We start from the raw sequence: 22,608 nt of genomic DNA, 5'->3' as shown, positions 1-22,608 counted from the left end.
TGAGGAGAACAAAAATGGAAATTTTAACGATAAAAAATGCAGACTTTATGTATCAAGGAAAGCAGGCTGTTATTTCGGACGTGAATTTGGATATTACAAAAGGGGAATTTCATTGTCTGCTGGGAAAAAGCGGCTGCGGGAAAACAACGCTGTTAAAGCTGGCTTCAGGACTGCTTCAGCCTGATAAAGGGATCATTCAGCTGGATGGAAAAGAACTTGACGGACCTTATCAGGAATGTGGCTTTATGTTCCAGTCTCCTACTTTACTTGAATGGAAAACCGTTATGGATAATGTTCTCCTTCCTATTTTCTTGAAGCGGAAGGTGACTGAAGAAGATCGGAAGCACGCAGCCAGTTTGCTGGATATGGTAGGCTTGTCTGAGCATCACAATCGCTATCCGGCACAGCTTTCAGGAGGACAGCAGAGCCGCGTATCTCTTGCGCGGGCACTGATTCAACATCCGTCCATGCTGTTTTTAGATGAGCCGTTCGCAGCACTTGATGCCATCACTAGAGAGGAATTACAAGAAGACTTGCTGAGAATTTGTCAGCTTCATCAAACGACAGTTTTGTTCATTACCCACGATATTTCCGAGGCGGTCTATTTGTCTGACCGTATTTCTGTTATGGACAGGGGACGCATTATCTGTGAGGAGAAGGTTCTTTTAAAAAAGCCGCGGCTTATCAATATGCGATATGAACCGTATTTTAATCATCTTTGTTTAACGCTGCGGCAAAAAATGAGCGAGGGGCGCCCATGAAATATACTCAATTGTACTCACTGCTCCTGTTTCTGATTTTGATCGTTGTATGGCAGCTGGCCGCAGACAGTATGTCAGAACTGGTTCTGCCGGCTCCTTCTATTATTCTTCATACGTTAGTAGAAGGGCTTTTAAGCGGTTATTTCACAGATCATATTATCCGAACGATGCTGGAAATTTTGCTAGGCCTGCTCTTAGGCGGCTTTTTAGGATTTACAGCCGGCATTTTAATGGGGGAAAGCAAATTTTTGTACAAACTTTTTGCCCCATATGTGATCGCCAGTCAGGCTGTACCGAAACTGGCTCTTGCGCCCCTGTTTATTTTGTGGTTCGGCTTTGGGATGACGTCTAAAGTGATTATTACTGCCCTTATCTGCTTTTTTCCGCTATTGGAAAACACCGTGTCAGCTATTCAATATACAGATAAGCAGAAACTTGAATTGTTCCGCATGCTGAAAGCCAGCCGGTGGCAGACATTGATTTACTTGAAAATTCCATCAGGTCTTCCGAGTATTTTGGCCGGACTGCGTGTTGCGGTTATTCTCGCTGTGGTCGGCGCTGTTGTGGGAGAATTTATCGGAGGAAGCGAAGGGCTTGGAGCGCTGATTATTGCTTCACAGGGCATGATGGATACGCCCTTAATGTTTGCGTCTTTAATCATTCTGACCGTTATCGGCATGGTTTTATATCAGCTCGTACACCTGGCTGAAAAGCTATGGACAAAATCATCTATGAAGGAGAACAAAAAATGAAAATGAAAAAACGATCTGCTTTATTTTTATCCGCAGCTTTATTCTTGGCGGCCTGCGGAGCAGAAGAAACAAAAAAAGAAACGGCTGAGGAGCCAGAAAAAGTTGCTGATATCAAGGTTGCAAGCTGGAGCCAGCCGATCACTGAACAGACCAACCTGCTTGTGGATGAGAAAAAAGGATTTTTTAAAGATAATGGTCTGAATGTGGAAGTGATTCCAGGGGCCGGCGGGGGAGATGCCATTAAAAATATCCTTTCTGGACAAGCGGACATTGCTTTTACTGATCCGGGCTCTCTTTATTTTGCTCTCGACAAAGGGGAAAAATTAAAAGTTTTGTATAATATCTATCCGCAGAACGTTTTTAATATTGTGTCGCTAAAAGAAAAAAACATTACCAAGCCCGAAGATTTAAAAGGCAAAACCATTGGCGTTTACAGCCTGTCAAGCGGAACTCGCCAGAATCTGCTTGTTATGCTGAACCAGGTGGGTCTTTCTGAAAAAGATGTGAACATTGTTGAAACAGGTCTTTTAAACTTTGCTCCTCTTATGCAGGGGCAAGTGGATGCGACGGCAGCCACCGATACAGGGCTTGTTATCGGCAAGCAAAAAGGGCTTGGTGATGTAAATGTACTTGAAGTAAAAGACTATTTAAACGTTCCAAGCGACGTTTTTGTTGTAACAGAAAAAACATATGAAGAAAAACAGGATGAGCTGAAGAATTTCTTGGAGGCCTATCAGGCGAGTGCCCAGTGGATGATCGACAATCCGGAAGAAGCCGCTTCATTAGCAGTTGACTATGCAATCGACGGAAAAAATGAAGAGCAAAATCTTGATATTATTAAGCTCCGCAACGCCTCAGCTGTTTCCAGCCTGACTGAAGAGAAAGGTCTCGGCGCTCTTGATACGGATATCCTGCAGCAGGGCGCTGATACGTATAAAGAATTAGGACTGGTGAAAAATCAGCTTAATATGGAAGGTGCAGTAGAAGAAGAAATGGTACCGGCCAAATAATGGAGGAGACAATGAAAAAATTTCAAGGAAAAGTGGTGCTTGTAACGGGGGCCAGCCGGGGAATCGGTTCCTCGATTGCTCGTGCTTTTGCTTCTGAGGGAGCTTTTGTCATTGTTAATTACCTGCAAAACAAAGAAGCTGCCGAACAGGTTGCGGCTTCCTGCCAGGAGTTAGGCGGTGATGGATGGGCTATTCAGGCAGATGTTACCTCGCAAAACGCTGTACAGGAAATGGTCGAGCAGATCGTGCTGGAAGCGGGGAAAATCGACGTTGTCGTTAACAACGCCTTTGCACCATATGCGTTTAACCCCGAAGAGCGAAAATTAGCATGGGAGCTGTCCTGGGATGATTACCAGCAGCAAATAGACGGCTCTCTCCGCGCTGCTCATTACATGTGCCAGGCAGTACTGCCTTTGATGAAAAAGCAGTCCGGAGGCAGTATTATTAATATGATTAGCAATTTGGTGGAAAGGCCTATTATTCCTTATCATGAATACAATACAGCCAAGTCCGCCCTGCAGGGGTATACCCGCAACTTAGCAGCTGAACTTGGCCCGTTTGGTATCCGGATCAATTGTGTAGCACCCGGCCTTGTATATCCCACAAGCTCTAGCAGGCATACAAAAGAAGAAGTCAAGAACATGATTATTGCCCAAACACCGCTTCGCAGGATTGCTCTTCCTGATGACATTGCCGGTCCGGTCTTGTTTCTCGCTTCTGATTGGAGCCGCTTTATGACCGGACAGACATTATTTGTGGATGGCGGCTTCGTTAGTTGAAAAAATATATATCAATGAGACTTTAAATGGGTTTGAACAGGGCGGTGCTCACAGAATCAGCCGGCTGATTTATAGGCTATTCGAGGTCTAGAGTGTGGACTACATTCAAAAACCTTTTTAAAGACAAGCGTTACCCCTTGGTATATAAGGGGTAACGCTTGTTTTATTTTAGCTTTCTCTCTATCAGTACAGCATATCTAATTGGTTTTGAGGAGCGACTATCTTCTTACCTCTAAAAACATAAACTGAACGAGAACCATACTTGTTTGTGAAGCCACTGTTTGTTTTAAACGGCAAAAAAGTTACATTCACATAATAGGTATGCAGGATTGTAAACAGAGAAAGGAATAAGCATTTGAGATTTCTCCAGCGAATAAATATATAAGGTGTTACAGCTGTACTCAACAAAATTTTGTGAAGCACGTCGTTCCCGCTCATTTTTATCTTAACCATATACTTCCACAACCTATCTTTCTGTGATTCGTTGACTCGAAAATCACGAACATGATTTAATTAATGTCTAATTTAAAACCTGCCGCCCACTTACCTGATAGTTGATGTGAGGATGTTCTCGCCGAAAATGATAAAATGTAAGAGTGCAAAAATATGAATCGGATGTGCGGATAAACAAGATCAGCCAGAGCGTGTCAGCATGATTCGTCTAGTAACGGTTTTATGAAGAAACAGCGAACCAGACAATACGTTCATATAACTGAATTTGAAGCACTTTACTTCATAGGAGATTCGTGCGGGTGAGCGTATTGAAAGGAGTATCCAGGTGAACAAAGAATTCAATAATGATTTTATCGATGCTTTAATTGTTTCTCTTCAAGACGAAAGAATCATCGAAAGAATAAAAGAAATTACTGAAGCAGGCGCGTCTGGCCCGATGGAGGAGTCAGAGGAGCTGCTAAAAGAAAAGGAAAAAGAAATTGCCAGGCTCCGGCAGGAAATTGAGTTCAAAAAACAGGAAATTCAAGAGTACCAAGTAAAAATCCATGATTTAAAGCAGAAAACGGATGCCTACTTGGATGAATTGCAAAAAAGAAGAGCGGATTACCGGGAGGCAGAAGAGCTTCATAGGGCTGTTCAGCAGTTATCCGACACCACAAAGGAGTCTTTAAAAGGAATTTTTAAGGGGCAAACCGTACAGGAATTTATCATTTGTGGCGTGCAGTATGAAAACATCTCCTCATTATGGGATTTTATCAAAAATGAGCTGATGGAGGGGCGGGAGCGGGAAAGAGACGTTTTGCTCGCTCTGTTTCAGTTTTTCTTTCGAGAATACAGCAAAACATATGATACCCCTTTATATAAACTGCAGGAAGTAAAAATAAATGAAGTTTTCAGAGAAGACTTGTACATAAGAAGCGTCAACAGCCATGTATCCGGGAATATATCAGAAATCCTGCTGCCAGGATATACAAGCATTAATGGTAAAATTATTAAAAAATCAATCGTGAGAGTATAGCAGGCGATTTAACAAAGGAGAAATAGAGATGACATCGATTACGATTCCAGAGCTTGGAGAAGAGATTGAAAAAATCCTTCTGGTACAATGGTATAAACAGCCCGGTGATTATGTAACGGTGGGCGATACGCTGGCCAAATTTAACAGTGATGGTATTGAATTTGACCTTTTTTCAGAAACAGAAGGTACGCTTAAGGAGTTATTTGTAACGGAGGAGACGTTAGTCAAAATTGGTGATGTCATATGTGAGATGGACTCTGGCAGTTCACCGTCCGCAGAGCCGTCCGCAGAAGAGGAAGAAAAAGAAGCTGCTGAAGAAGACGAAAAGCCTTCCGAAAGTGTAACAATCCCAGAGCCAAACAGTGTAAAGGACAGCTCGATTCACTTAATGGACAAGAATGACAAGCCGGTTTTATTTTCACCAGATGTACAAACGATTCCGGTTACGTCCATTTCCATGACATACAAGGAAGTAAAAATGCTAATCAGCCATTTGTATGAAACAGCAGAAGCAGACTTTTTCAAGGAGGGAACAAGTTTCTTCCAAGATATTAAACAGATGCTTCGTTCCAGATGGGTATTCATGAATAACGTAAATGTTGTATACGATCACAATATTACAGCTCTATTTCCTTACAGAAAACATTATAAATTAGCGGATGAAGATTTTGACTATAAAAAGCATCTGGATGTGTCCGGTTTTAAAGGTGATGCGATGACTCCGGAAGAAACGGCTAAAAGTTTTGATACAACTGATCACCCTGTATTTCAAAAAATAGCCGCTTTGGATGATGGATCTACAAGTAAAAATCCGCCCGTTTCAAGGATATTTGCGAACACGGCCGCACATTCTTCTAAATCCATTGCCTTTAAATTTAATGAGTATGAGATGCAAAGCTTTGATGTAGTCAATCAAAAAACCGATTTGCAGGGGAAAGGCTTTTTCGTGCCGATCTTCCGTTTAAAAGGAGAGAATGCCTTCGGGACCGATGATCGGACCGCTCTTCATTTATGGCTGGAAAATGGATTGGTGCCAAGTGGATTAAGTGCGAAACGCCAGCACGAATATGAGTATTTGCTTGCACTGCATCAATTAAAAGATTTAGACCATGAAAATTTTGAAAAAGAACTGCCGTCTATTGCAATTGATTCCAAGTCGCTGTTTGAGAAGCTGTTAAACTCTGAAAAAGTAAGAGCGGAAGTAGATACATATGACGAAAAGATGCTGACAGATCCGAATCGAGGCCATTGGGACCTGTGGCCGGTTCTTGATGAAGAAAAGCCTTTAACGATAAAACTGAATGCTGAAATCATGGCCCGAAACCCGAAAATGGATATTCGGGAAGACGGCGTAGTGGGAATCGATTTTGGTACGAAAAGCACTGTAGTCGTCCACCAGGAAAAAAGTGACTTTACGCTTCCGATGCGTGTGGGAGTTGGCTACTTTAACACAGAAGTGCAGGACTGGCATTACGAAAATCCAACCGTCATTGAATTTATTGATTTAGAACATTTCCTGGAGCTTTACCGGGAAAAAGAAGGCAGGCCGGATACGAAATGGCAGGATGTAACGGTTTCCCATACGGCTTTTAATAGTTTAATGAACGGAAAGAGCGAACATTACTACTCTATCTTGAATAATCTTAAGCAATGGGCTGGAGAAAAGAAAAAACATCTGCGTTTAAAAGACAAAAGGGGATATGATGTGGTTCTGCGTTCCTTCTCGGATTTAACAGAGCAGGAAATCAATCCAATTGAGTTATATGCGTACTACCTCGGTTTGTATATTAACAACCAGCATAATGGCATTTATCTGGACTACATCTTGTCTTTCCCGGTCACTTACGAAAAAGCGGTCAGAGAAAAAATTCTAAAGAGCTTCCAGCGCGGATTGAAAAAGACCCTTCCTGTTTCGATTCAGCAGGATGAAGAAGTGATGAAAAAATTCCGCGTGACAAGCGGCGCAAGTGAACCAGCCGCCTACGCCATTTGTGCCTTGCAGGAGTATGGGTTTGAACCGGAAGAGGATGAAAAAACGTATTACGGCGTGTTTGATTTTGGCGGAGGTACGACCGATTTTGACTTTGGTATTTGGCGCGAAGCAGGCCCGAAGGAAACAAGATATGACTATGTGATCGAGCATTTTGCAGCGGGCGGGGACCGTTATTTAGGCGGTGAGAACCTGCTGGAGTTTTTAGCTTTCCAAGTGTTTAAAAACAACCAAAAAACGATGCGCGAACTAAATATCTCTTTTATTCTTCCGGCAGAATGTATGAGGTTCCCAGGAAGTGAAACGCTGATTAATGAGTCGCAGGAGTCCTATTTAAACATGAAGCAGCTGGTGGAAAAATTAAGACCTCTGTGGGAAAAACACGATCAGTATGAAGAAAAGTTCGAAAAAGGGATGATCCGGGCAGACCTGTTTGACAAAACCGGCCAGGCAAAATTGAATGTTGAACTTTTGGTTGATCAAAATGAACTCGAACAGCTTATTGAAGAAAGAATTGAAAAAGGCATTAAAAACTTCTTTGAATCTTTACGGCGCGCTTTTGCCCGTCCGGAAATCGGCAAAATCGATAAGGTCAATATTCTGCTTGCAGGAAACTCATGTAAATCGCCAGTGGTGATGAATCTATTTAACAAATGGATGCAAAAGGAACAACAGAACAGTCAAAACTGGGGCGAGGCGTCTGACAATTTATTTGAGATTTTTCCGCCGCTTGGGACAGAGGCAGCTTATGCAAAACAGGAAGAAAAACATAAAGCAGTGAACCGGGATGTGTTAACCGCTCCGACTGGAAAAACAGGCGTGGCTTTTGGGCTTGTTCAAAGCAGAAAAGGCGGAAGCATCAAAGTAATTGACCGCAATATGATCAATGATGAATCAAAGTTCAAGTACTTTCTTGGCAGAGGAAAAAAAGGAAAGTTCAAAACGGTTATTGACCAGGAAGAAAAGTATAATACGTGGCATTTGTTTATTGATGCGTCAGAAGAAGATTTTGAAATATACTATACAAGCCTGCCGGAAGCCGGCACCAGCCAGCTCGATATTAAGCAGGCGCAGCGGAAAAAGTTTCGTATTGAGCATGTAGATGACTCCGCTTTTGTGTTTATTCGAACCATAAGCCCGACGGTCATTGAATATGTGGTCGCGCATGAAGATGGGATTTTAAATGGCATTTATTTAAGTAACATTACGAAAGTCGAATTAAGCTGATCGAATGGATCGTAACTAAAATGTACGAAAAGCGCAGATACCCGTCTGCGCTTTTTCTGTTCATGGTTTAGGTTTCTGTTATTTGGATTTACACATCTTTTCTGTAATAGGCATATTCCAATTCGTTGTATGATTTCACGGCGCTCCTGACGCGGCAAAGCCCGCTGTCAGTAAAGAAAGCTTGCCAGGCTGTGAATGGATAGTCATTTTACGGGTCCCGTACAATCATGATTAGTACCAATGTTAGTATTAATGTTTTGATCAAACTAAATAGGATGATTAGTTGCTATTAAAAAGGTATAAAAACAAATGTAACATGAAAAAGCACCTGAATGAAAAGAAGGAAATAATGAATAAAATGATATGGGTCAAGGGTGAAGAAGGAATAACAAAGCAGATGGGAATAGAAGTTACTTTAGGTGCTTAAGCTGTGAGCTTACCGGGACTACACAGAACACTTATATGAATATATAAAGAAAGCCTATGGGTGGCAAAATCCACAGGCTTTTATGAGTTAAAGAACTGATTAAATAAAATAATAGTCCGCTAGCTGTTTTGCAGCAGTGCCTTAATCCGAAAAGCAAGCCGGAGGCACAGCGTCTGTTCGGGATCTTTTAAGCTGCGGCCCAGCAGCTCCTCACATTTTTCCAGCCGGTAAATAACCGTGTTGCGGTGGATAAACAAACGCTTCGCAGTTTCGGACAGCTGGCAGTGTGACTCTAAATAAACTGACAATGTCTGCATTAACAGATCATAATCTTTTTTCGGTTCGTCCACGAGTGCCTGGAATGTATTGTGGTAAAACTGCTTCATTTGCTCGTACGGAATCATCCGCAAAATCTCAGATACTTCTTTTGGCTGATAGGACTCTATAAATTCAGTGCTGCCGAGCATAGCCCCGTAATAAAGCGCATTTACGGCTTCTTTATGGGCTTCCGGAAGCCGCAGCAGCTGTTCGGCATACGTGCTGATGCCAAAAGAAATCGTTTTTTGCAGCAGCGTTCCAACTGATGACTGGACCGCTTTTAAAAAAGAAACGAAGCTTTCTTCACAGTTCTTCCAATTTCCTCTCGCCTCCATCAGAATCACAAACTTATCCTCTGACGCAAACAGCTGCATGTTTTCCCCTGTTCCTTGTATGTCTTCCTCGATCGTATCGTAAATCAGCTCGGATTCCCATTGGTGCTCGGCAAGAGAAAAACTTTTTTCTGATTGATCTATACGGCCGGCTGCACAGAAATAGCGGTTTTCGTTCGAGAGACCAAACTCTTTCGCACGGCTAAGGATTTCTTCAGACGAAGAAAAAGTCCCATTCACAAAGTTTGTAAAAAATTCATTGCGAAGCCGTTGTGTTTTTTGTTTGAGCGCATTTTCTTTCATGAGATCAAATGCAATCACGTTGGCAGCTTGCTCCACCGTTAAAACCGCAGAACGGTCTGTCGGCGGGATAAACCGGTGAACAGCAAGGTAGCTCGGCTGTTTTTTATGCGTGTAGATCGGAAACAGCGTAAAGGTTTTTTGGATTTCGCTGTCTCGAAGCGAAAAAGCGGTTAAACCGGCTTCTGGCAAATGAGCACCCATGCCGGCAAACAACGAGTAAAACGGATCTCCTAAATGGCCTGTGCTGTAAAACGGGCGCAGCTGGTGATTAAGCAAGGTAACCTGGCCCCCGATTAACCCGGACAGGCTTTGAAGAATTTTATCGAGCCCCTGCCCGTTCAGAATAAAGTTGGTAAATTGCTGGTGTGTTTTCATCGCCTGGTGAAGTTCGGTTGTCCGCATATCCAAAATACAGCTTAAGGATTGATGGACAATATCTCCAAGAGATGTTTCAAAAGGTATATCAACCAGTGGCATCTCGTATCGGTCGGCAAGTTCAACCGCTTCTTCTGGGATGTGATGTAAAAAGCGTTTTGTTTTAATGCCGAGGCCGGCACAGCCCTGCTTGTGCATTTCCTCCAGCAGCTCCGACAGGGAAGAGGGATTGTCTTTTAAATGAAAAGCCGTCGTAACCAGCAGCTCATTAGGTTTCAAATAAGAAACGATATCGGGCGCGTCCATCATGTTAACCGTATTCACTTCACGGTCCAGTCCTTCCCGTCCTCCGGCCACAATCGCCCCGGAGAAGACAGGGAGATTCAGTAAATCTTTCATGAACATGTTCGTTCTCTCCTTGATGTTCGAATAGTTTGATCTTTTAGTTAGATTAAACAATAAAACGAGAGAATTTTCTACATTTTTATGAATGTTTTTCGTTTATCGTTCGATTACAATAAAATCACACAAGAAAAGAGCGGAGGGATGGATATGATTAAAACGGATCCGCCTATCGAAATGAAAACGGCCTATGAAATGACGGAATGGCTGGCTCGTTACGGGCAGACCGAAAGAGGCGGCGTTACCCGCCTTTTATACGATCAAAAATGGCAGGAAGCCCAACAGGCGCTTCAAAAAGAAATGGAAGCTGCCGGACTAGTTTCTTATTTTGATGATGCCGGAAATCTTTATGGGCGCTTGGAAGGGTCCGAAAAAACGGATGCTGTGATTTTAACCGGTTCCCATATTGATACAGTGGCAGATGGCGGTAAATATGACGGGGCGTACGGCATTGTGGCCGGTATACTGGCATTGAAGTCACTCTTTAAGCAGTACGGGCAGCCGAAGCAAACGATCGAAGTGGTGTCGCTTTGTGAAGAAGAAGGAAGCCGTTTTCCCCTCACGTATTGGGGATCGGGAAATATTACAGGACTGCGGAAAGAGGAGCATATCCAAGAACTGAAAGACTCATCTGGCACAACGTTTACAGAAGCGATGAATGCGGCGGGATTTGGTCTTGGGCACTTCCGCAAAGCAAAACGGGATGATCTGGATTGTTTTATTGAACTTCACATTGAGCAGGGAGAAGTACTGGAGCGGGAAGGAAAAGCAGTGGGCGTCGTCAGCCACATTGTCGGGCAGCGCCGCTATAACGTAACGATTACAGGAGAAAGTAATCATGCGGGCACGACACCGATGACGTACCGAAAAGACGCGGTTTACACAGCGGCCGTGCTTACTCAAACGCTGATCGAGCGAGCAAAGAAAACCGACCTGGACCTCGTCGCCACGGTTGGCAGGATGGAGATTAAACCAAACATTCCAAACGTCATTGCCCGTGAAGTCGTGTTTTCAGTCGATATTCGCCATAGCGAGGAACCGTTGCTGGAATCGTTCAGCACTGCTGTTTTTGAAACCTTTGAGCAAATCTGTCAGGTGCACCAGACAGGTATTCACATTGAAAACTGGATGAATGAAAAACCGGTGCCGATGTGTCAGAAGCTGAGTGCGCTGTCGACTGACATTTTAGAAAGAGAGCAGATTCCTTACAAAGTGATGACAAGCGGTGCAGGACATGATTCTCAAGTGTTTGGCCAGTATGTGCCGACCTCTTTATTGTTTGTGCCGAGCCACCGGGGGATCAGTCATTCACCGGATGAATATACAAAAGCAGAAGACTTGGAACAGGGAGTCCAGCTGTTAAAAAAGACGTTATATGAGTTAGCTTACTAAGGAGGAAAACAAGATGACGGGATATCGTGAATTAAATACACCTTTACGTACAATCATGACACCGGGACCGGTTGAAGCAGATCCACGGGTGCTTCGTGCCATGAGTACACCGATTCTAGGCCAGTTTGATCCGGCTTTTACTCACATTATGAATGAAACGATGGATATGCTGCGCCAGGTATTTCAGACAAAAAACCAATGGGCATTTCCGATCGACGGAACATCCCGCTCAGGTCTTGAAGCGGTATTAACGAGTGTGCTGGCACCAGGAGATAAAGTTTTAATTCCGATCTTTGGACGGTTTGGCCATCTGCTGACGGAAATTGCAGAGCGCAATGGTGCTGAAATTCATACCATTGAAACAGAGTGGGGCCAGGTATTTGACCAAGATGAAATTATTGAAGCATTAGAGCGGGTAAAACCGAAAGTATTAGCTGTTGTTCACGGGGAAACGTCAACAGGATGCATGCAGCCACTTGATAAAGTCGGGAAAGCCTGCCGCGAAATGGGCATTATTTCTATCGTAGATGCAGTTGCGACCATTGCCGGAACCGAAGTGAAAGTGGATGAATGGCAGCTTGATGCGGTCATTGGCGGCACGCAAAAGTGTTTTTCCGTGCCATCCGGTATGGCGCCAATTACGTACAATGAGCGGGTCGAGAAAATTCTGGCTTCTCGCAAGAAAGTGGAAAGAGGCGTACGGACAGCGGAAGATGCAGAAAATGTCCTGCATCCTATTCAAAGCAATTACTTTGATTTAAGCCAGCTGCAGGACTACTGGGGACCACGCCGTCTGAACCACCATACGGAAGCGACGTCTATGCTTTATGCACTTCGGGAAGGCGCCCGTGTTGTGCTTGAAGAAGGTCTTGAAGCGCGCTTTGCCCGCCACCGCCTTCATGAAAAAGCCATCATGGAAGGAATTAAAGCCATGGGGCTGACGCTGTTCAACGATGTGCCATGGAAACTGCCAATGGTCACCTGCGTCAATATTCCAGAAGGTATTGACGGAGAAGCTGTTCGGTCTATGCTGCTTGAGCAGTTTGGAATTGAAATTGCCAGCTCGTTCGGCCCGCTCCACGGAAAAATCTGGCGCATTGGCGCAATGGGATACAGCTGCCGGAAAGAAAATGTATTTGCTGTATTATCTGGCCTTGAAGCCGCATTGATCCGAAATGGCGCCATTGTTCAAAGAGGAGAAGCACTGCAGGCTGCGCTAAACGTGTACGAGACAGCGGCTGCTGAAAAAGTTATGATGTAATAAGAAGCCGGCTCGTGTCCATAGTTTGTTTATGGTGGAAGCCGGCTTCTTACTCTTTTGCTTGGAAAAGAAGGTGAAGATATGCGGGAATGGATGAAGGTAAAACATTGGACTGCAGGGATGCAATGGCTGTTTTTTCTTTTTACAAATACAGTCGTCATCCCGATTACGATTGGAAGTGCATTTGAGCTGGAGCAGGGGAAAATAGTAGCGCTCCTTCAGCTTTCTTTTATTTTCACAGGACTCGCTTGTATTGTCCAAGCCCTGTTTGGCCATCGCCGCTCGATTATGGAAGGGCAGTCAGGTCTTTGGTGGGGCGTTATTTTAAGTATGTGCTACATAGCACCCGCACAAGGGATTCCTCTCTCAGTGCTGGGAGGCAGTATTTCAGCCGGCATTGTTTTATCTGGACTGATCACGGTGCTGGTCGGCTTATCCGGTTTATCCGCTCATATCGCCAAATGGTTCAATGCCGGTGTTATGGCCGTCTTTACGTTTTTGCTGGCCGTCCGGCTGAATACTATTTTTTTGAAAGGGATGCTCGGGCTCCCCTTTAGCACCGGCGAAGCTGCGCCGCAGATTGATGTTCCTGTTTTTTTACTGTCATGCGCCATCGTCTTGTTTACGATTTTGCTCAGTGTAAAAGGACATCCCAGCATCAGCCGCTATTCGCTTCTGATCAGCATTATCGTCGGCTGGATTGCATATGAAGCACTATTTTCAGCTTCAGGAGAAGCCGCCGGTATGAGCAGCGCCCCTGCTTTTGGCTTGTTTCTTCTTGGGGATCTGTCTTTTGATGCTGGTATTATCATGACAGCTGTCGTAGCTGGTATGCTGAATCTATCGAATACATTTGGTGCCTTAAAAGGAACCGACTCGATGTATCAGGATGAAACAGGGAACCGGCAGTACCGCCGTTCTTTTACGATTTCAGGTGTGTTTACCATGGTCTCCGGTGTCTTCGGCATGGTGCCATACGCTCCATATGTGTCGTCCATTGGTTTTTTGCATCAAACGCGCATTTTGGAGAGGCTGCCGTTTATTCTTGGGGGTATCTTCTTTATCATCATGGGGATCATTCCGGCGGTGGGCCATTTAATGGCGCAAATGCCTTTAAGCGTCGGCAGTGCCGCGCTGCTTGTTGCGTATATGCGCTTGCTGCAAACCGCGCTCGGTTACTTTGCTCAAATCGAGATGACACCGGCCAACCTGTACCGGGTCGCCGCGCCCCTGTTTATCGGTATTATTTTTCTATTTTTCCCTACGGAATATTTTCTTTCATTTCCGGCTTTTATACGGCCGCTCGTCAGCAATGGCCTGCTGATCGGAATTTTACTGTCGCTTGTGCTGGAGAACAGCCGCTTTAAGGAACGCAAGCGGAAACAAAGCAGGCGTTTCAAACTTATTAAAGGGGAGGCGTATCAAAATGAATGATCAATGGAATGCGTTTGTCGATCAAGAAATCAAGCTTGTACCGACTGGAGAAGGAGCACTCGATGGCCGTACCTTTGCGGTCAAAGATGTGTTTTCCATCAAAGGATATACGAGCAGTGCAGGCAATCCAGACTGGCTCCGGACGCACGAGCCGGCGGAGGAAACAGCAGATTCGATTCGAAAACTGCTTGATGCAGGGGCGGCCCTTACAGGCACTCTTCAGACGGATGAGCTGATGTACAGCTTGAACGGTGAAAATGCGCATTACGGAACGCCGGTGAACCCGAAAGCGCCGGACCGCATTCCAGGCGGCTCTTCAAGCGGCTCTGCTGCTGCCGCGGCGGCCGGACTTGTTGATTTTGCCATTGGAACTGATACAGGAGGCTCGGTCCGCATTCCGTCTTCGTACTGCGGCTTGTATGGCATTCGGCCGACACATGGCGCTGTCGATATAAGCGGCGTGATTCCGCTGGCCAAAAGCTTTGATACAGTCGGCTGGATGGCACAGGATCTAAATCTGCTTGCTCAAGCAGGCGATGTCCTGCTTCCTGCTTCTGATAAAAAGAATCCATTCCAACGTATTTTAATAGAAGAAGAGGCGTGGGCACTGCCGGATACTGAAACGAAAGCGGCACTGCGACGTCTGCTGCCGGCAGCCGAAAAACAAACGACACACGTGGAGCACGTCCGGGTTGCAGAAGAAGGGTTAGCGGCCTGGACAGAAGTGTTCCGGACGATTCAAGCGCTGGAAATTTGGGAAGAACACGGTTCATGGATTACGAAAGAGCAGCCAGTATTCGGGCCGGGTATTGCGGAGCGGTTTCAAATGGCTGGCACTCTAAAGAAAGCGGAGTGCCAAGGCCAGCTCCATAAGCGGAAGGACATTCAGCAGCGTATGGACGAACTGTTAAAAGATGACGCGCTTTTAATCATTCCAACGGCGCCAGGTCCTGCCCCGCTTTTGAATTTACATGGGGAAGCTGCGGAACAGTACCGTGCTAAGACAATGCAACTAACCTGTATCGCGGGTCTTGCTGGCCTGCCTCAAATAACGCTGCCCCTGACAGAAGCCGGCGGCCTGCCAGTTGGATTATCCGTGATTGCTGGAAGACATCAAGACAGGCGGCTGATCCAATGGGCTTCTGCTTTTGTCCAAGCGTGCAGCGGGGAGGAAGTAAAAGGATGAAACTTGCTGCGATTTACAACGAAGGCTACGAAAAAGCGGTATTGATTGAGCAGGAAACGGTTTATTTGATGAGCCATGTGAACGAAGTTGCGGGAAAACAGTGGAGTGAAGACCTGCTTCTTCTTTTGCAAAAAGGGGAGCTGGATGAGGTAAGGAGCTGGTACCAGCAAGAAGGCCGTACCCGGCTTCAAACGCTAAGTGGCTTTGCACTGGACGCTGTGTCATTTGCTCCGTTATTCCGCCATCCGGAAAAAGTATTCGGGGTCGGCATGAATTACATGGAAAAAGCATTAGAGTTATCGGGCAAGCCTCCGGAAGAAGAGCCGGTTATTTTTATGAAGCCAAATTCCAGTTTAATCGGTCCAGGTGAAGCGATTCAAATTCCGCCGCAGTCGCCCAATGTATCGGGGGAAGCGGAACTGGCCATCGTGATAGGCAAAACATGCGAAAATGTAGAAGAAGCTGATTTTTGGGATGTAATTGCGGGCTTTACCGCCAGTCTGGATATGACTGCAAAAGACATCCAAAATCAAAATCCCCGTTTTCTTCAGCGGGCAAAAAGCTTTAATACATTTTGCAGCTTTGGCCCGTATTTGATCACATCGGATGAAGTGGCGGATCTGGCTTCAATTAAAGTTGAAACCGTATTAAACGGTTCTGTCTGCCACGAAAATGTGATTGCCAATATGATGTACTCACCGGCTTTTATTGTGTCGTTTTTCTCAAAAATCATGACGCTTCAGCCAGGAGATATGATTTTAACCGGAACACCGGGATCGGCTATCATCCGTGAAGGGGATGCCATCGAGTGCCGGATCACCGGGTTCCCCCGTTTAACGAATCCAGTCAAAAAACGAAAATAAGAAGATAAGAAGCTGTTTCAGAAACCGGCGGAAAGGCCATTTCTGAAACAGCTTCTTTCATTTGGTTCTATTTATTGTAGTGACAGTTGAATCCGTCCGGTCGACTTGCATACACAAGAGGAACACTGGCCAGTCAATAGCAAGCTGACAGGCGAATGGAAAGAAGGATGGGATGCTTACTATAAGGATGGGGATTTGTTTCTTACGGAGCGACGGCATACTGCAGGAAAAGAAAGACGGGCAAGGTCAGGACTGTTTAAATAACCTGGGAGAAGAACTCCCTCCTAACAGTTGATCGAGACAGCAGGGAGCATTATTGCTTTCCCGATCCATTCTGTTGATTAGTTTGATCTTTTGGTTCAGGTTTATTAAGTTTGCTGTTCGGGCTGAAGCCTTGGTAAAGAAGCCAGGCTATTACAACAAAAGATACGACAAAAAATATAAGAAAAAAAGTTGTTTGAGTAAAAATGATAACCACTCCTAAAATTTTCTTTATTAGAATGGTTGCCAATTTAGGGGTGTTTATTCGTAAAAACGTAAAAAAGTCTTTTGCGTGTCGGGGAAGGTTACTCACATCAAAGAACTGACTCATTCGACCTGCCAACCGAATTGTGTTTTTTCGTTCCAGTAATCATTATAAGGAGATTAACCATTTTTTAAAATTTTGTATAAATTTACTGGGAAATTAGTCAAGAGAAATATCAAAGAGGCGCTGAACAAGAGGATCCAGAAAAGGACAGTCACTCAGTGGTTTCAATTTCTATAGCGAATCGTCAGGAGTAGAGGTACTGGTTGAAGAGTTCAACAGAGGTTCATCAGCCATTAACCGAAATAATGCCAAAAAAAAACTCTAAAATTTCTAGAGACTTTTTGAACTACCGCCCACTTACCTGACGGTTGAAGTGGGGTGTTTTCGCCAAAGATGATAAAAAAGCTATTAATCTATTAGTTTACCGATGATACATAAAGCTTCTTCAACGTTTTCATAATATTCAATCGTTTCGTTTTGGATAAAGGCTACTTTTAGTGTGTCAGTGTTTTTCACACAACTAGTTTTTAATAAAGGCTGTTCATCCTTGCTGAATGTATGAGTAATCTCAACCTCTTTATAGTAACACAGCGTTTCTAACATCATTTTTGTACTATCGATTAACATTCCATTTCTCTTTTCCGATCAAAGAAAAGTGACGAAGGAAAGTCAAAAAGTTTCCGCTGTTTTTATATTTTAACTTTAATATAGCGTGTACTTTATTGTTCTTCTCGACAGTTTGTTGAAAAGGGATGGAACCTCACCTTGTTGACACTCCCACGGCTGAAGCCGCAAGCCCTTCACCTTGCGGTGAAACGGGTGGGATTCTGAAGTGCGAAACCGTTCACTGTCCATTTCTGTTTAGAACTCGCCTTCAGTTAAGGGCGGTGTCATCAGCCCATCCTGCTTCGTTATGTATGCCTTCGGCATACATGTACCTTACAGGCGGTCCTGCTGTTACCACAGGACTTGGTTAAGCTGCTTGCTTGTTTTTCTTTTTTGAGAGGCCGCTGATGGCTTTCGAAATATTAATGGCCGCATTCGCATCAGCGTGAAGTGTATATTGACATTTGATACACGAAAACGTGTGTCTTTTTCGATTCTTTTTATCAACATGACCGCATTTACACGTTTGGGAAGTGTGATGTGGATTCACGTACTCGACTTGAATACCAGCCATTTTTGCTTTGTATTCAATAAACGTTTGAAGCTGATAGTGAGACCAGGAGTGTAGATTTCTGCCAGCTTCTTTTTTTGATTTGGCTTTACGGCGAATACCCGTCAAATCTTCCATTCGAATGCAGTGAACACCGTTCTCTGCAGCGAAATGAACGATTTGCCGGCTCATTTTATGATTTAGATTTTTCATCCACTGTGATTCTTTGTTTTTGGATTTTTTAATAACAGGGAGAAGCTTTAGCTTTCCTAACTTTTTTCTTCTTGAAGAAAATGTTCTACGAATGAAAGCAGCCTCGTTTCCTCGAAAGAAGAGCGTTTTCGTACCAACCGAGGCAACAGCTAAATAGTTCAGCCCTACATCAATGCCCATCACTTTTGAAGAAGAAGCAGCCCGTTCTGGTTCAAATGAAATAGAAAGCGAGATATACCATTTGCCTTTTTTCTCATACAGTTCAGCGGCTCCTTGTTTTGCCTGCCCGGAAAGAATTTTATCCAGCCAGTGCTGCTGATACACTTCTGTGATAACCGGCACACCAATTCTCTTTTCTAACGTAGGGAAAGATAGCTTATATAAACCGTTTTCCTTTTCGATAGCGAGGTTTTGATTGTTAAAACTGCACCAAAAACGGCGAAACGTTTTTGCTTTTTGATTCTTTTTCTTGGATTTCACTTCACGGATGGTTTGATTCACCACTGCCGAAGGTAGTTTTTCTTGAGAAAAAAGCTTGTAGACTTTAGACGTTGCTTTAGATAGTTCTTCATAACGTAGCAGCCAGTTTGAAAAAGAAGTGTTTAATTCGGTCATTTTTTGATACATCTGTTTCTTTGTTTCCGTTGGTTTCATCAGTTCTAACCTTAATGAAAGAGTTTCCACTTTTGACCCTCCTTTCCAATTTCTTTTACAGAACAATAATACCAAACTTGTGTTCTGTTTACAAATGCTAAAATTGAAAAAACAAAAAAATCGAACCTTTGACATGTCAAAAGACATGCCCGGTTCGACCTCGCTCCCATCCCACCTCTGAAGAAGTGGGCTTTCCCGCTTGGAAAGTCTGTAAGAGTTAGGGATTAGATCATTCGATACTGAAGGCGAGGCAGCTTCACAGTATTTCTCGTTCCGGAGAAATCTTCTAGTGCAGGGGATCGGGCAGGAAGCTCCGGTAATAGAATATAAACAAGAGGAGTGGAGGTGGAAGCGGTAACCTTATGTTTGCCGGAACAATAGTAAAATTTGCAGGTTTTATGGGTAATTCCATAAAATGACCACCTTTTTATCCCTCATATATTGTGTGTTTTGCTTATTCAAAAAGGGGGAGACAGCCTTGGAGATTGGAGAGTGGAAAAAAGTCAAAATGGGGCATGTTACGGTCGTTGGATATGTCAGTCGCATTGGTTATTACCATAGTCAAATTGAACTAGTAATCGTCGGCAGAATCAAAAACGGTATTATGCGGTGGGGAATGCCAACGAGGTTACTATTTGAGGAGCATCGTCTAGAACCGATGGGCACACTGCTGGATGATATCCAGGATAAAACCACGCTCATTGATCTAGCCCTTATGACGAAAGACAAGGAATGGTTTGAAGAATTGACGGAAGGCTTAAAAAATGGCATATCGAAGAGCAATAATTAAGTAGAAAGAACGCTGGAAGAATGAAAAGCCTGCTGCGCTGAAAAGTTTGAACCAAAGCGGTCGGCTCATATGAAGATACAATTGCAGTGAAACAAGCTGATTATATATACTATATCTATTATGAAACCTATCAAACTGAGTATAAGTATTCTGTCAATGACGTTATTGACATTTGCCATTTTGGGTACCTTAATCGGAAGTTCCGTTTCCGGTGTCTTAGTAAGTAAAAGAAACTTGGAGAAAAGCTATTTAGTAGACAATGAATTTTACGCTCAAAAGCTGACTGCTACAACAGATTCTCTTTTTTATCTACGTTGATTTTAAATCCTACAACGCCTCTGTTCATATTTTCGATAGGATGAGGGTCCATTTGATGAACAACGCCCGCACAATCGTGACTTTGGTCGTGGAAGGTTCAAATATTTTTGTAAAGCTGCATCTCTTTAAGGTTACTCCAAAATGATAAACGAGCCGGAGCAGAATCATCATTCTGTTCCGGCTCGTTTTAATAGGGCTGTCTGTTACTTTGCGAATCGCCGAGCGGCTGCTACGCAAAGCACAACGGCAATATTCACTACTATAAGTGCCCAGCCAACTTTCTCATGCAGAATGACAGAGGCAAGCAGCAGTCCAAAAAAAGGTTGGAGAAGCTGCAGCTGTCCAACTGCTGCTATGCCTCCCTGCGCGAGGCCTCGATACCAGAAAACGAAGCCGATAAGCATGCTGAATAAAGATACGTAAGCAAGGCTGAAGAGAGCAGGTTGACCAATGCCCGCCCATGAGTCGGGTGGTAGGTAAAATGATAACGGCAACATAAGGGGAAGCGACAGAACGAGCGCCCAGGAGATCACCTGCCAATTCCCCAGCCTGCGCGAGAGCCTGGCTCCTTCTGCATACCCGAGACCACATACGATAATAGAAGCAAGCATAAGTGCGTCGCCGATCGGTGATGATTCCCTATTTTGGATTAGAGCAAATCCTGCGACCAGAAAGCTGCCTGCTGCGGAAAAGATCCAGAAGGCGGGGCGAGGCCGTTCACCACCCCGAATGACCCCGAAGATCGCTGTTGAGAGCGGAAGAAGCCCAACAAAGATAATGGCATGCGCGGACGTGACATATTGAAGGGCCAACGCAGTCAGAAACGGAAAACCAACTACCACGCCACCAGCCACCACCAATAGTGGACCTATATCGATGCTGGCAGGTCGCTGCTGCCGGAAGATGAGAAGGAGAACGCCTGCCAGCACACCTGCTATTGCGGCGCGGCAGACGGTGAGGAACAACGGATCAAAATCCGCTACAGCTAAGCGCGTCGCAGGCAGCGAGCCACTGAAGATCAGTACGCCCAAAAAACCACTTACCCAGCCATTTGTTGCTTTGTTCATTGCCATTCACTCCAAATCATGTTTCTACTTGATTGAATTCCTTTAAAGGACTAAATCATTTTTTATTTGGGTTGTCTTATCAAACCTTTCTTCATGGATTACAATGACTATAAACTGGAATTGACCTTTCATAAATAGCCAGTTTCCTTAAATAAAACCATGCCAGTTAGGAGAAATACCTCAAATGGATATCACGTTTTTCTTAAATCGAAATCTAGATATTCCGCTTTATCAGCAGCTCTATCAGCTTTTAAAAGAAAATATGCACGAGGGACGTATTCAAAAAGGAATGAAACTCCCTTCAAAAAGGCTGCTCGCAGCACAGCTTTCTATTAGTCAAACGACTGTAGAGCGGGCTTATGAACAGCTTGCTGCCGAAGGCTACATTGTGAGCAAACCAAGAAGTGGCTGGTTTGCTGATTATGATGGTTCTGATTTTGTTCATATTAAAATGCCAAGCACGTCATCTATTAAGCTAAAAGCGCAAGAAAATGAACAAATGATTGATTTTCATTATGGGAATGTGGATTCCGCTCACTTCCCGCTTTCCGCCTGGCGAAAAAGCATGGTCAATAGTTTAGACCAATATGGGCACGTGCTCTATCGTCCAGGAGATGTTTTAGGAGAGCTTGAGCTAAGAGCGCTCATTGGAGAGCACCTGTATCAATCGCGCGGTGTCCATTGTCTGCCTGAGCAAGTCATCATAGGGGCCGGCAGTCCTGTTTTGATGCATCTCTTGTGCCAAGTCTTCGGCCCGAATATTACCATAGGGTATGAGGATCCTGGTTCTGCGAGATCGAGAAAGATTTTTGAAGCCAATCAAATGAAGATTCTTCCTATACCAGTTGATCATGAAGGAATCTGTATAGAGGAAATCCAAAAAGAGCGGCCAAGCCTTTTATATGTAACGCCTTCTCATCAGTTTCCGCTCGGAACGATTATGACGATTAATAGAAGAATTGAACTGCTTAAATGGGCAGCCCAAAATCAAACATTTATTATTGAAGACGATTATGACGGGGAATTTAGATACAGCGGACGGCCGATCCCATCCTTGCAAGGGCTTGATCAGCATAACCGTGTCATTTACATGGGCACTTTCTCTAAATCTCTTCTTCCGTCATTGCGTATTAGTTATATGATTCTTCCTGCACTTCTTTTAGAAAAAGGCAGTGAAATCACTTCTTTGTATAAGCAAACGGTGTCCTGCCATAGTCAACTGACGCTGGCTGAATTTATAAAAAATGGCGGATGGCAAAAACACATCAACAGAATGAGAAAGCTGTACCAAAAAAAAAGAGCCATTTTATTAGAGACCCTACAAAGCGAATTAGGAAGACACGTAAAGATTCGAGGAGAAAACTCAGGATTGCATGTTTTGCTCGACGTGTACTCACCATTCAGTGAAAAAGAGCTCATTGAGAAAGCAGAAGAGCACGGCGTGAAAATTTATCCTGCATCCGTTTTTTATACAAAACAACCTCCGACAACTACAGTATTAATTGGATTCGCAGGGGTTTCTAAAGACAACATACGAGAAGGGATAAAAAAACTGAAAGCTGCCTGGAACATATAAGGGAGCTTTCCGTGATGCTCAT

The 22,608-nt window shown here is 44.2% G+C and carries 17 protein-coding genes; 13 read left to right on the top strand and 4 right to left on the bottom strand.

All coding sequences use genetic code 11. The features are described from left to right. The first annotated feature begins 14 nt into the window (after nt 1-14). The 6 genes from RRU94_RS00355 (at nt 15) to RRU94_RS00330 (ending at nt 7,990) form a co-directional block, all read left to right on the top strand. Entirely contained in the window at nt 15-761 is a 747-nt protein-coding gene (locus RRU94_RS00355) for an ABC transporter ATP-binding protein (protein WP_315691304.1), read from the top strand. After that, complete coding sequence (locus RRU94_RS00350; protein WP_315691303.1) at nt 758-1,513, top strand: ABC transporter permease; 756 nt, start codon at nt 758-760, stop codon at nt 1,511-1,513. Before RRU94_RS00355 ends, RRU94_RS00350 begins: the two co-directional genes overlap by 4 nt. After that, nucleotides 1,510-2,523 (top strand): ABC transporter substrate-binding protein, encoded by a 1,014-nt coding sequence (locus RRU94_RS00345; protein ID WP_315691302.1) that lies wholly within the window; start codon nt 1,510-1,512, stop codon nt 2,521-2,523. The genes RRU94_RS00350 and RRU94_RS00345 overlap by 4 nt, the downstream gene beginning before the upstream one ends. Before the next feature lie 11 nt (nt 2,524-2,534). Continuing rightward, entirely contained in the window at nt 2,535-3,302 is a 768-nt protein-coding gene (locus tag RRU94_RS00340; RefSeq protein ID WP_315691301.1) for an SDR family oxidoreductase, read from the top strand. Nucleotides 3,303-4,080: 778 nt separating this feature from the next. Continuing rightward, complete coding sequence (locus RRU94_RS00335) at nt 4,081-4,773, top strand: hypothetical protein (protein WP_315691300.1); 693 nt, start codon at nt 4,081-4,083, stop codon at nt 4,771-4,773. Nucleotides 4,774-4,801: 28 nt separating this feature from the next. Further along, a complete protein-coding gene (locus RRU94_RS00330; RefSeq protein WP_315691299.1) occupies nt 4,802-7,990 on the top strand; it encodes a biotin/lipoyl-containing protein in 3,189 nt (1,062 codons plus the stop codon). Nucleotides 7,991-8,536: 546 nt separating this feature from the next. Here the strand turns inward: RRU94_RS00330 and RRU94_RS00325 are convergent. After that, the gene (locus RRU94_RS00325; protein WP_315691298.1) at nt 8,537-10,150 is read right to left on the bottom strand and encodes a PucR family transcriptional regulator; all 1,614 of its coding nucleotides are present in this window, start codon (nt 10,148-10,150) and stop codon (nt 8,537-8,539) included. Nucleotides 10,151-10,297: 147 nt separating this feature from the next. Here RRU94_RS00325 and allC point away from each other — a divergent pair, with 147 nt between their 5' ends. The 5 genes from allC (at nt 10,298) to RRU94_RS00300 (ending at nt 16,283) form a co-directional block, all read left to right on the top strand. Then, nucleotides 10,298-11,539 (top strand): allantoate deiminase, encoded by a 1,242-nt coding sequence (gene allC / locus RRU94_RS00320; protein ID WP_315691297.1) that lies wholly within the window; start codon nt 10,298-10,300, stop codon nt 11,537-11,539. Nucleotides 11,540-11,552: 13 nt separating this feature from the next. Further along, the gene (locus RRU94_RS00315; protein ID WP_315691296.1) at nt 11,553-12,800 is read left to right on the top strand and encodes a pyridoxal-phosphate-dependent aminotransferase family protein; all 1,248 of its coding nucleotides are present in this window, start codon (nt 11,553-11,555) and stop codon (nt 12,798-12,800) included. Nucleotides 12,801-12,881: 81 nt separating this feature from the next. Beyond that, nucleotides 12,882-14,234 carry a uracil/xanthine transporter gene (locus RRU94_RS00310; protein WP_315691295.1) on the top strand — a complete coding sequence of 451 codons (1,353 nt, stop codon included), beginning with the start codon at nt 12,882-12,884 and terminating at the stop codon, nt 14,232-14,234. Next, complete coding sequence (locus RRU94_RS00305) at nt 14,227-15,420, top strand: amidase (protein WP_315691294.1); 1,194 nt, start codon at nt 14,227-14,229, stop codon at nt 15,418-15,420. The genes RRU94_RS00310 and RRU94_RS00305 overlap by 8 nt, the downstream gene beginning before the upstream one ends. Continuing rightward, nucleotides 15,417-16,283: a fumarylacetoacetate hydrolase family protein gene (locus RRU94_RS00300; protein ID WP_315691293.1), complete on the top strand. Its 867-nt coding sequence runs from the start codon at nt 15,417-15,419 to the stop codon at nt 16,281-16,283. The genes RRU94_RS00305 and RRU94_RS00300 overlap by 4 nt, the downstream gene beginning before the upstream one ends. Nucleotides 16,284-17,220: 937 nt before the next feature. Here RRU94_RS00300 and RRU94_RS00295 read toward each other — a convergent pair. Further along, nucleotides 17,221-17,439, bottom strand: coding sequence for a hypothetical protein (locus tag RRU94_RS00295; RefSeq protein WP_315691292.1), 219 nt, complete (start codon nt 17,437-17,439; stop codon nt 17,221-17,223). Nucleotides 17,440-17,785: 346 nt separating this feature from the next. Beyond that, nucleotides 17,786-18,865: an RNA-guided endonuclease InsQ/TnpB family protein gene (locus RRU94_RS00290; protein ID WP_315691291.1), complete on the bottom strand. Its 1,080-nt coding sequence runs from the start codon at nt 18,863-18,865 to the stop codon at nt 17,786-17,788. Between the two features lie 448 nt (nt 18,866-19,313). Here RRU94_RS00290 and RRU94_RS00285 point away from each other — a divergent pair, with 448 nt between their 5' ends. Beyond that, nucleotides 19,314-19,625, top strand: a complete 312-nt coding sequence (locus RRU94_RS00285; RefSeq protein WP_315691290.1) for an IDEAL domain-containing protein — start codon at nt 19,314-19,316, stop codon at nt 19,623-19,625. Between the two features lie 521 nt (nt 19,626-20,146). Here RRU94_RS00285 and RRU94_RS00280 read toward each other — a convergent pair. Beyond that, entirely contained in the window at nt 20,147-21,010 is an 864-nt protein-coding gene (locus tag RRU94_RS00280) for a DMT family transporter (protein WP_315691289.1), read from the bottom strand. A 184-nt stretch (nt 21,011-21,194) separates the two neighbouring features. Between RRU94_RS00280 and RRU94_RS00275 the strand changes: the two genes are divergently transcribed. After that, nucleotides 21,195-22,586 (top strand): MocR-like pyridoxine biosynthesis transcription factor PdxR, encoded by a 1,392-nt coding sequence (locus tag RRU94_RS00275; RefSeq protein ID WP_315691288.1) that lies wholly within the window; start codon nt 21,195-21,197, stop codon nt 22,584-22,586. Nucleotides 22,587-22,608 lie beyond the last annotated feature (22 nt).

Source organism: Domibacillus sp. DTU_2020_1001157_1_SI_ALB_TIR_016 (genome assembly GCF_032341995.1).
GTDB lineage: Bacteria > Bacillota > Bacilli > Bacillales > Domibacillaceae > Domibacillus > Domibacillus indicus_A.
Note: the sequence above shows the minus strand (reverse complement) of the source record. Positions and strands in the feature narration are given on the sequence as shown.

Excerpts from the sequence above, each read along its gene's own strand:
- RRU94_RS00350 (WP_315691303.1), top strand. The coding sequence starts at position 758 with ATGAAATATACTCAATTGTACTCACTGCTCCTGTTTCTGATTTTGATC.
- RRU94_RS00275 (WP_315691288.1), top strand. The coding sequence starts at position 21,195 with ATGGATATCACGTTTTTCTTAAATCGAAATCTAGATATTCCGCTTTAT.
- RRU94_RS00300 (WP_315691293.1), top strand. The coding sequence starts at position 15,417 with ATGAAACTTGCTGCGATTTACAACGAAGGCTACGAAAAAGCGGTATTG.
- RRU94_RS00305 (WP_315691294.1), top strand. The coding sequence starts at position 14,227 with ATGAATGATCAATGGAATGCGTTTGTCGATCAAGAAATCAAGCTTGTA.
- RRU94_RS00355 (WP_315691304.1), top strand. The coding sequence starts at position 15 with ATGGAAATTTTAACGATAAAAAATGCAGACTTTATGTATCAAGGAAAG.
- RRU94_RS00345 (WP_315691302.1), top strand. The coding sequence starts at position 1,510 with ATGAAAATGAAAAAACGATCTGCTTTATTTTTATCCGCAGCTTTATTC.
- RRU94_RS00325 (WP_315691298.1), bottom strand. The coding sequence starts at position 10,150 with ATGTTCATGAAAGATTTACTGAATCTCCCTGTCTTCTCCGGGGCGATT.
- RRU94_RS00295 (WP_315691292.1), bottom strand. The coding sequence starts at position 17,439 with ATGTTAATCGATAGTACAAAAATGATGTTAGAAACGCTGTGTTACTAT.
- RRU94_RS00340 (WP_315691301.1), top strand. The coding sequence starts at position 2,535 with ATGAAAAAATTTCAAGGAAAAGTGGTGCTTGTAACGGGGGCCAGCCGG.
- RRU94_RS00280 (WP_315691289.1), bottom strand. The coding sequence starts at position 21,010 with ATGAACAAAGCAACAAATGGCTGGGTAAGTGGTTTTTTGGGCGTACTG.
- allC (WP_315691297.1), top strand. The coding sequence starts at position 10,298 with ATGATTAAAACGGATCCGCCTATCGAAATGAAAACGGCCTATGAAATG.
- RRU94_RS00310 (WP_315691295.1), top strand. The coding sequence starts at position 12,882 with ATGCGGGAATGGATGAAGGTAAAACATTGGACTGCAGGGATGCAATGG.
- RRU94_RS00315 (WP_315691296.1), top strand. The coding sequence starts at position 11,553 with ATGACGGGATATCGTGAATTAAATACACCTTTACGTACAATCATGACA.
- RRU94_RS00330 (WP_315691299.1), top strand. The coding sequence starts at position 4,802 with ATGACATCGATTACGATTCCAGAGCTTGGAGAAGAGATTGAAAAAATC.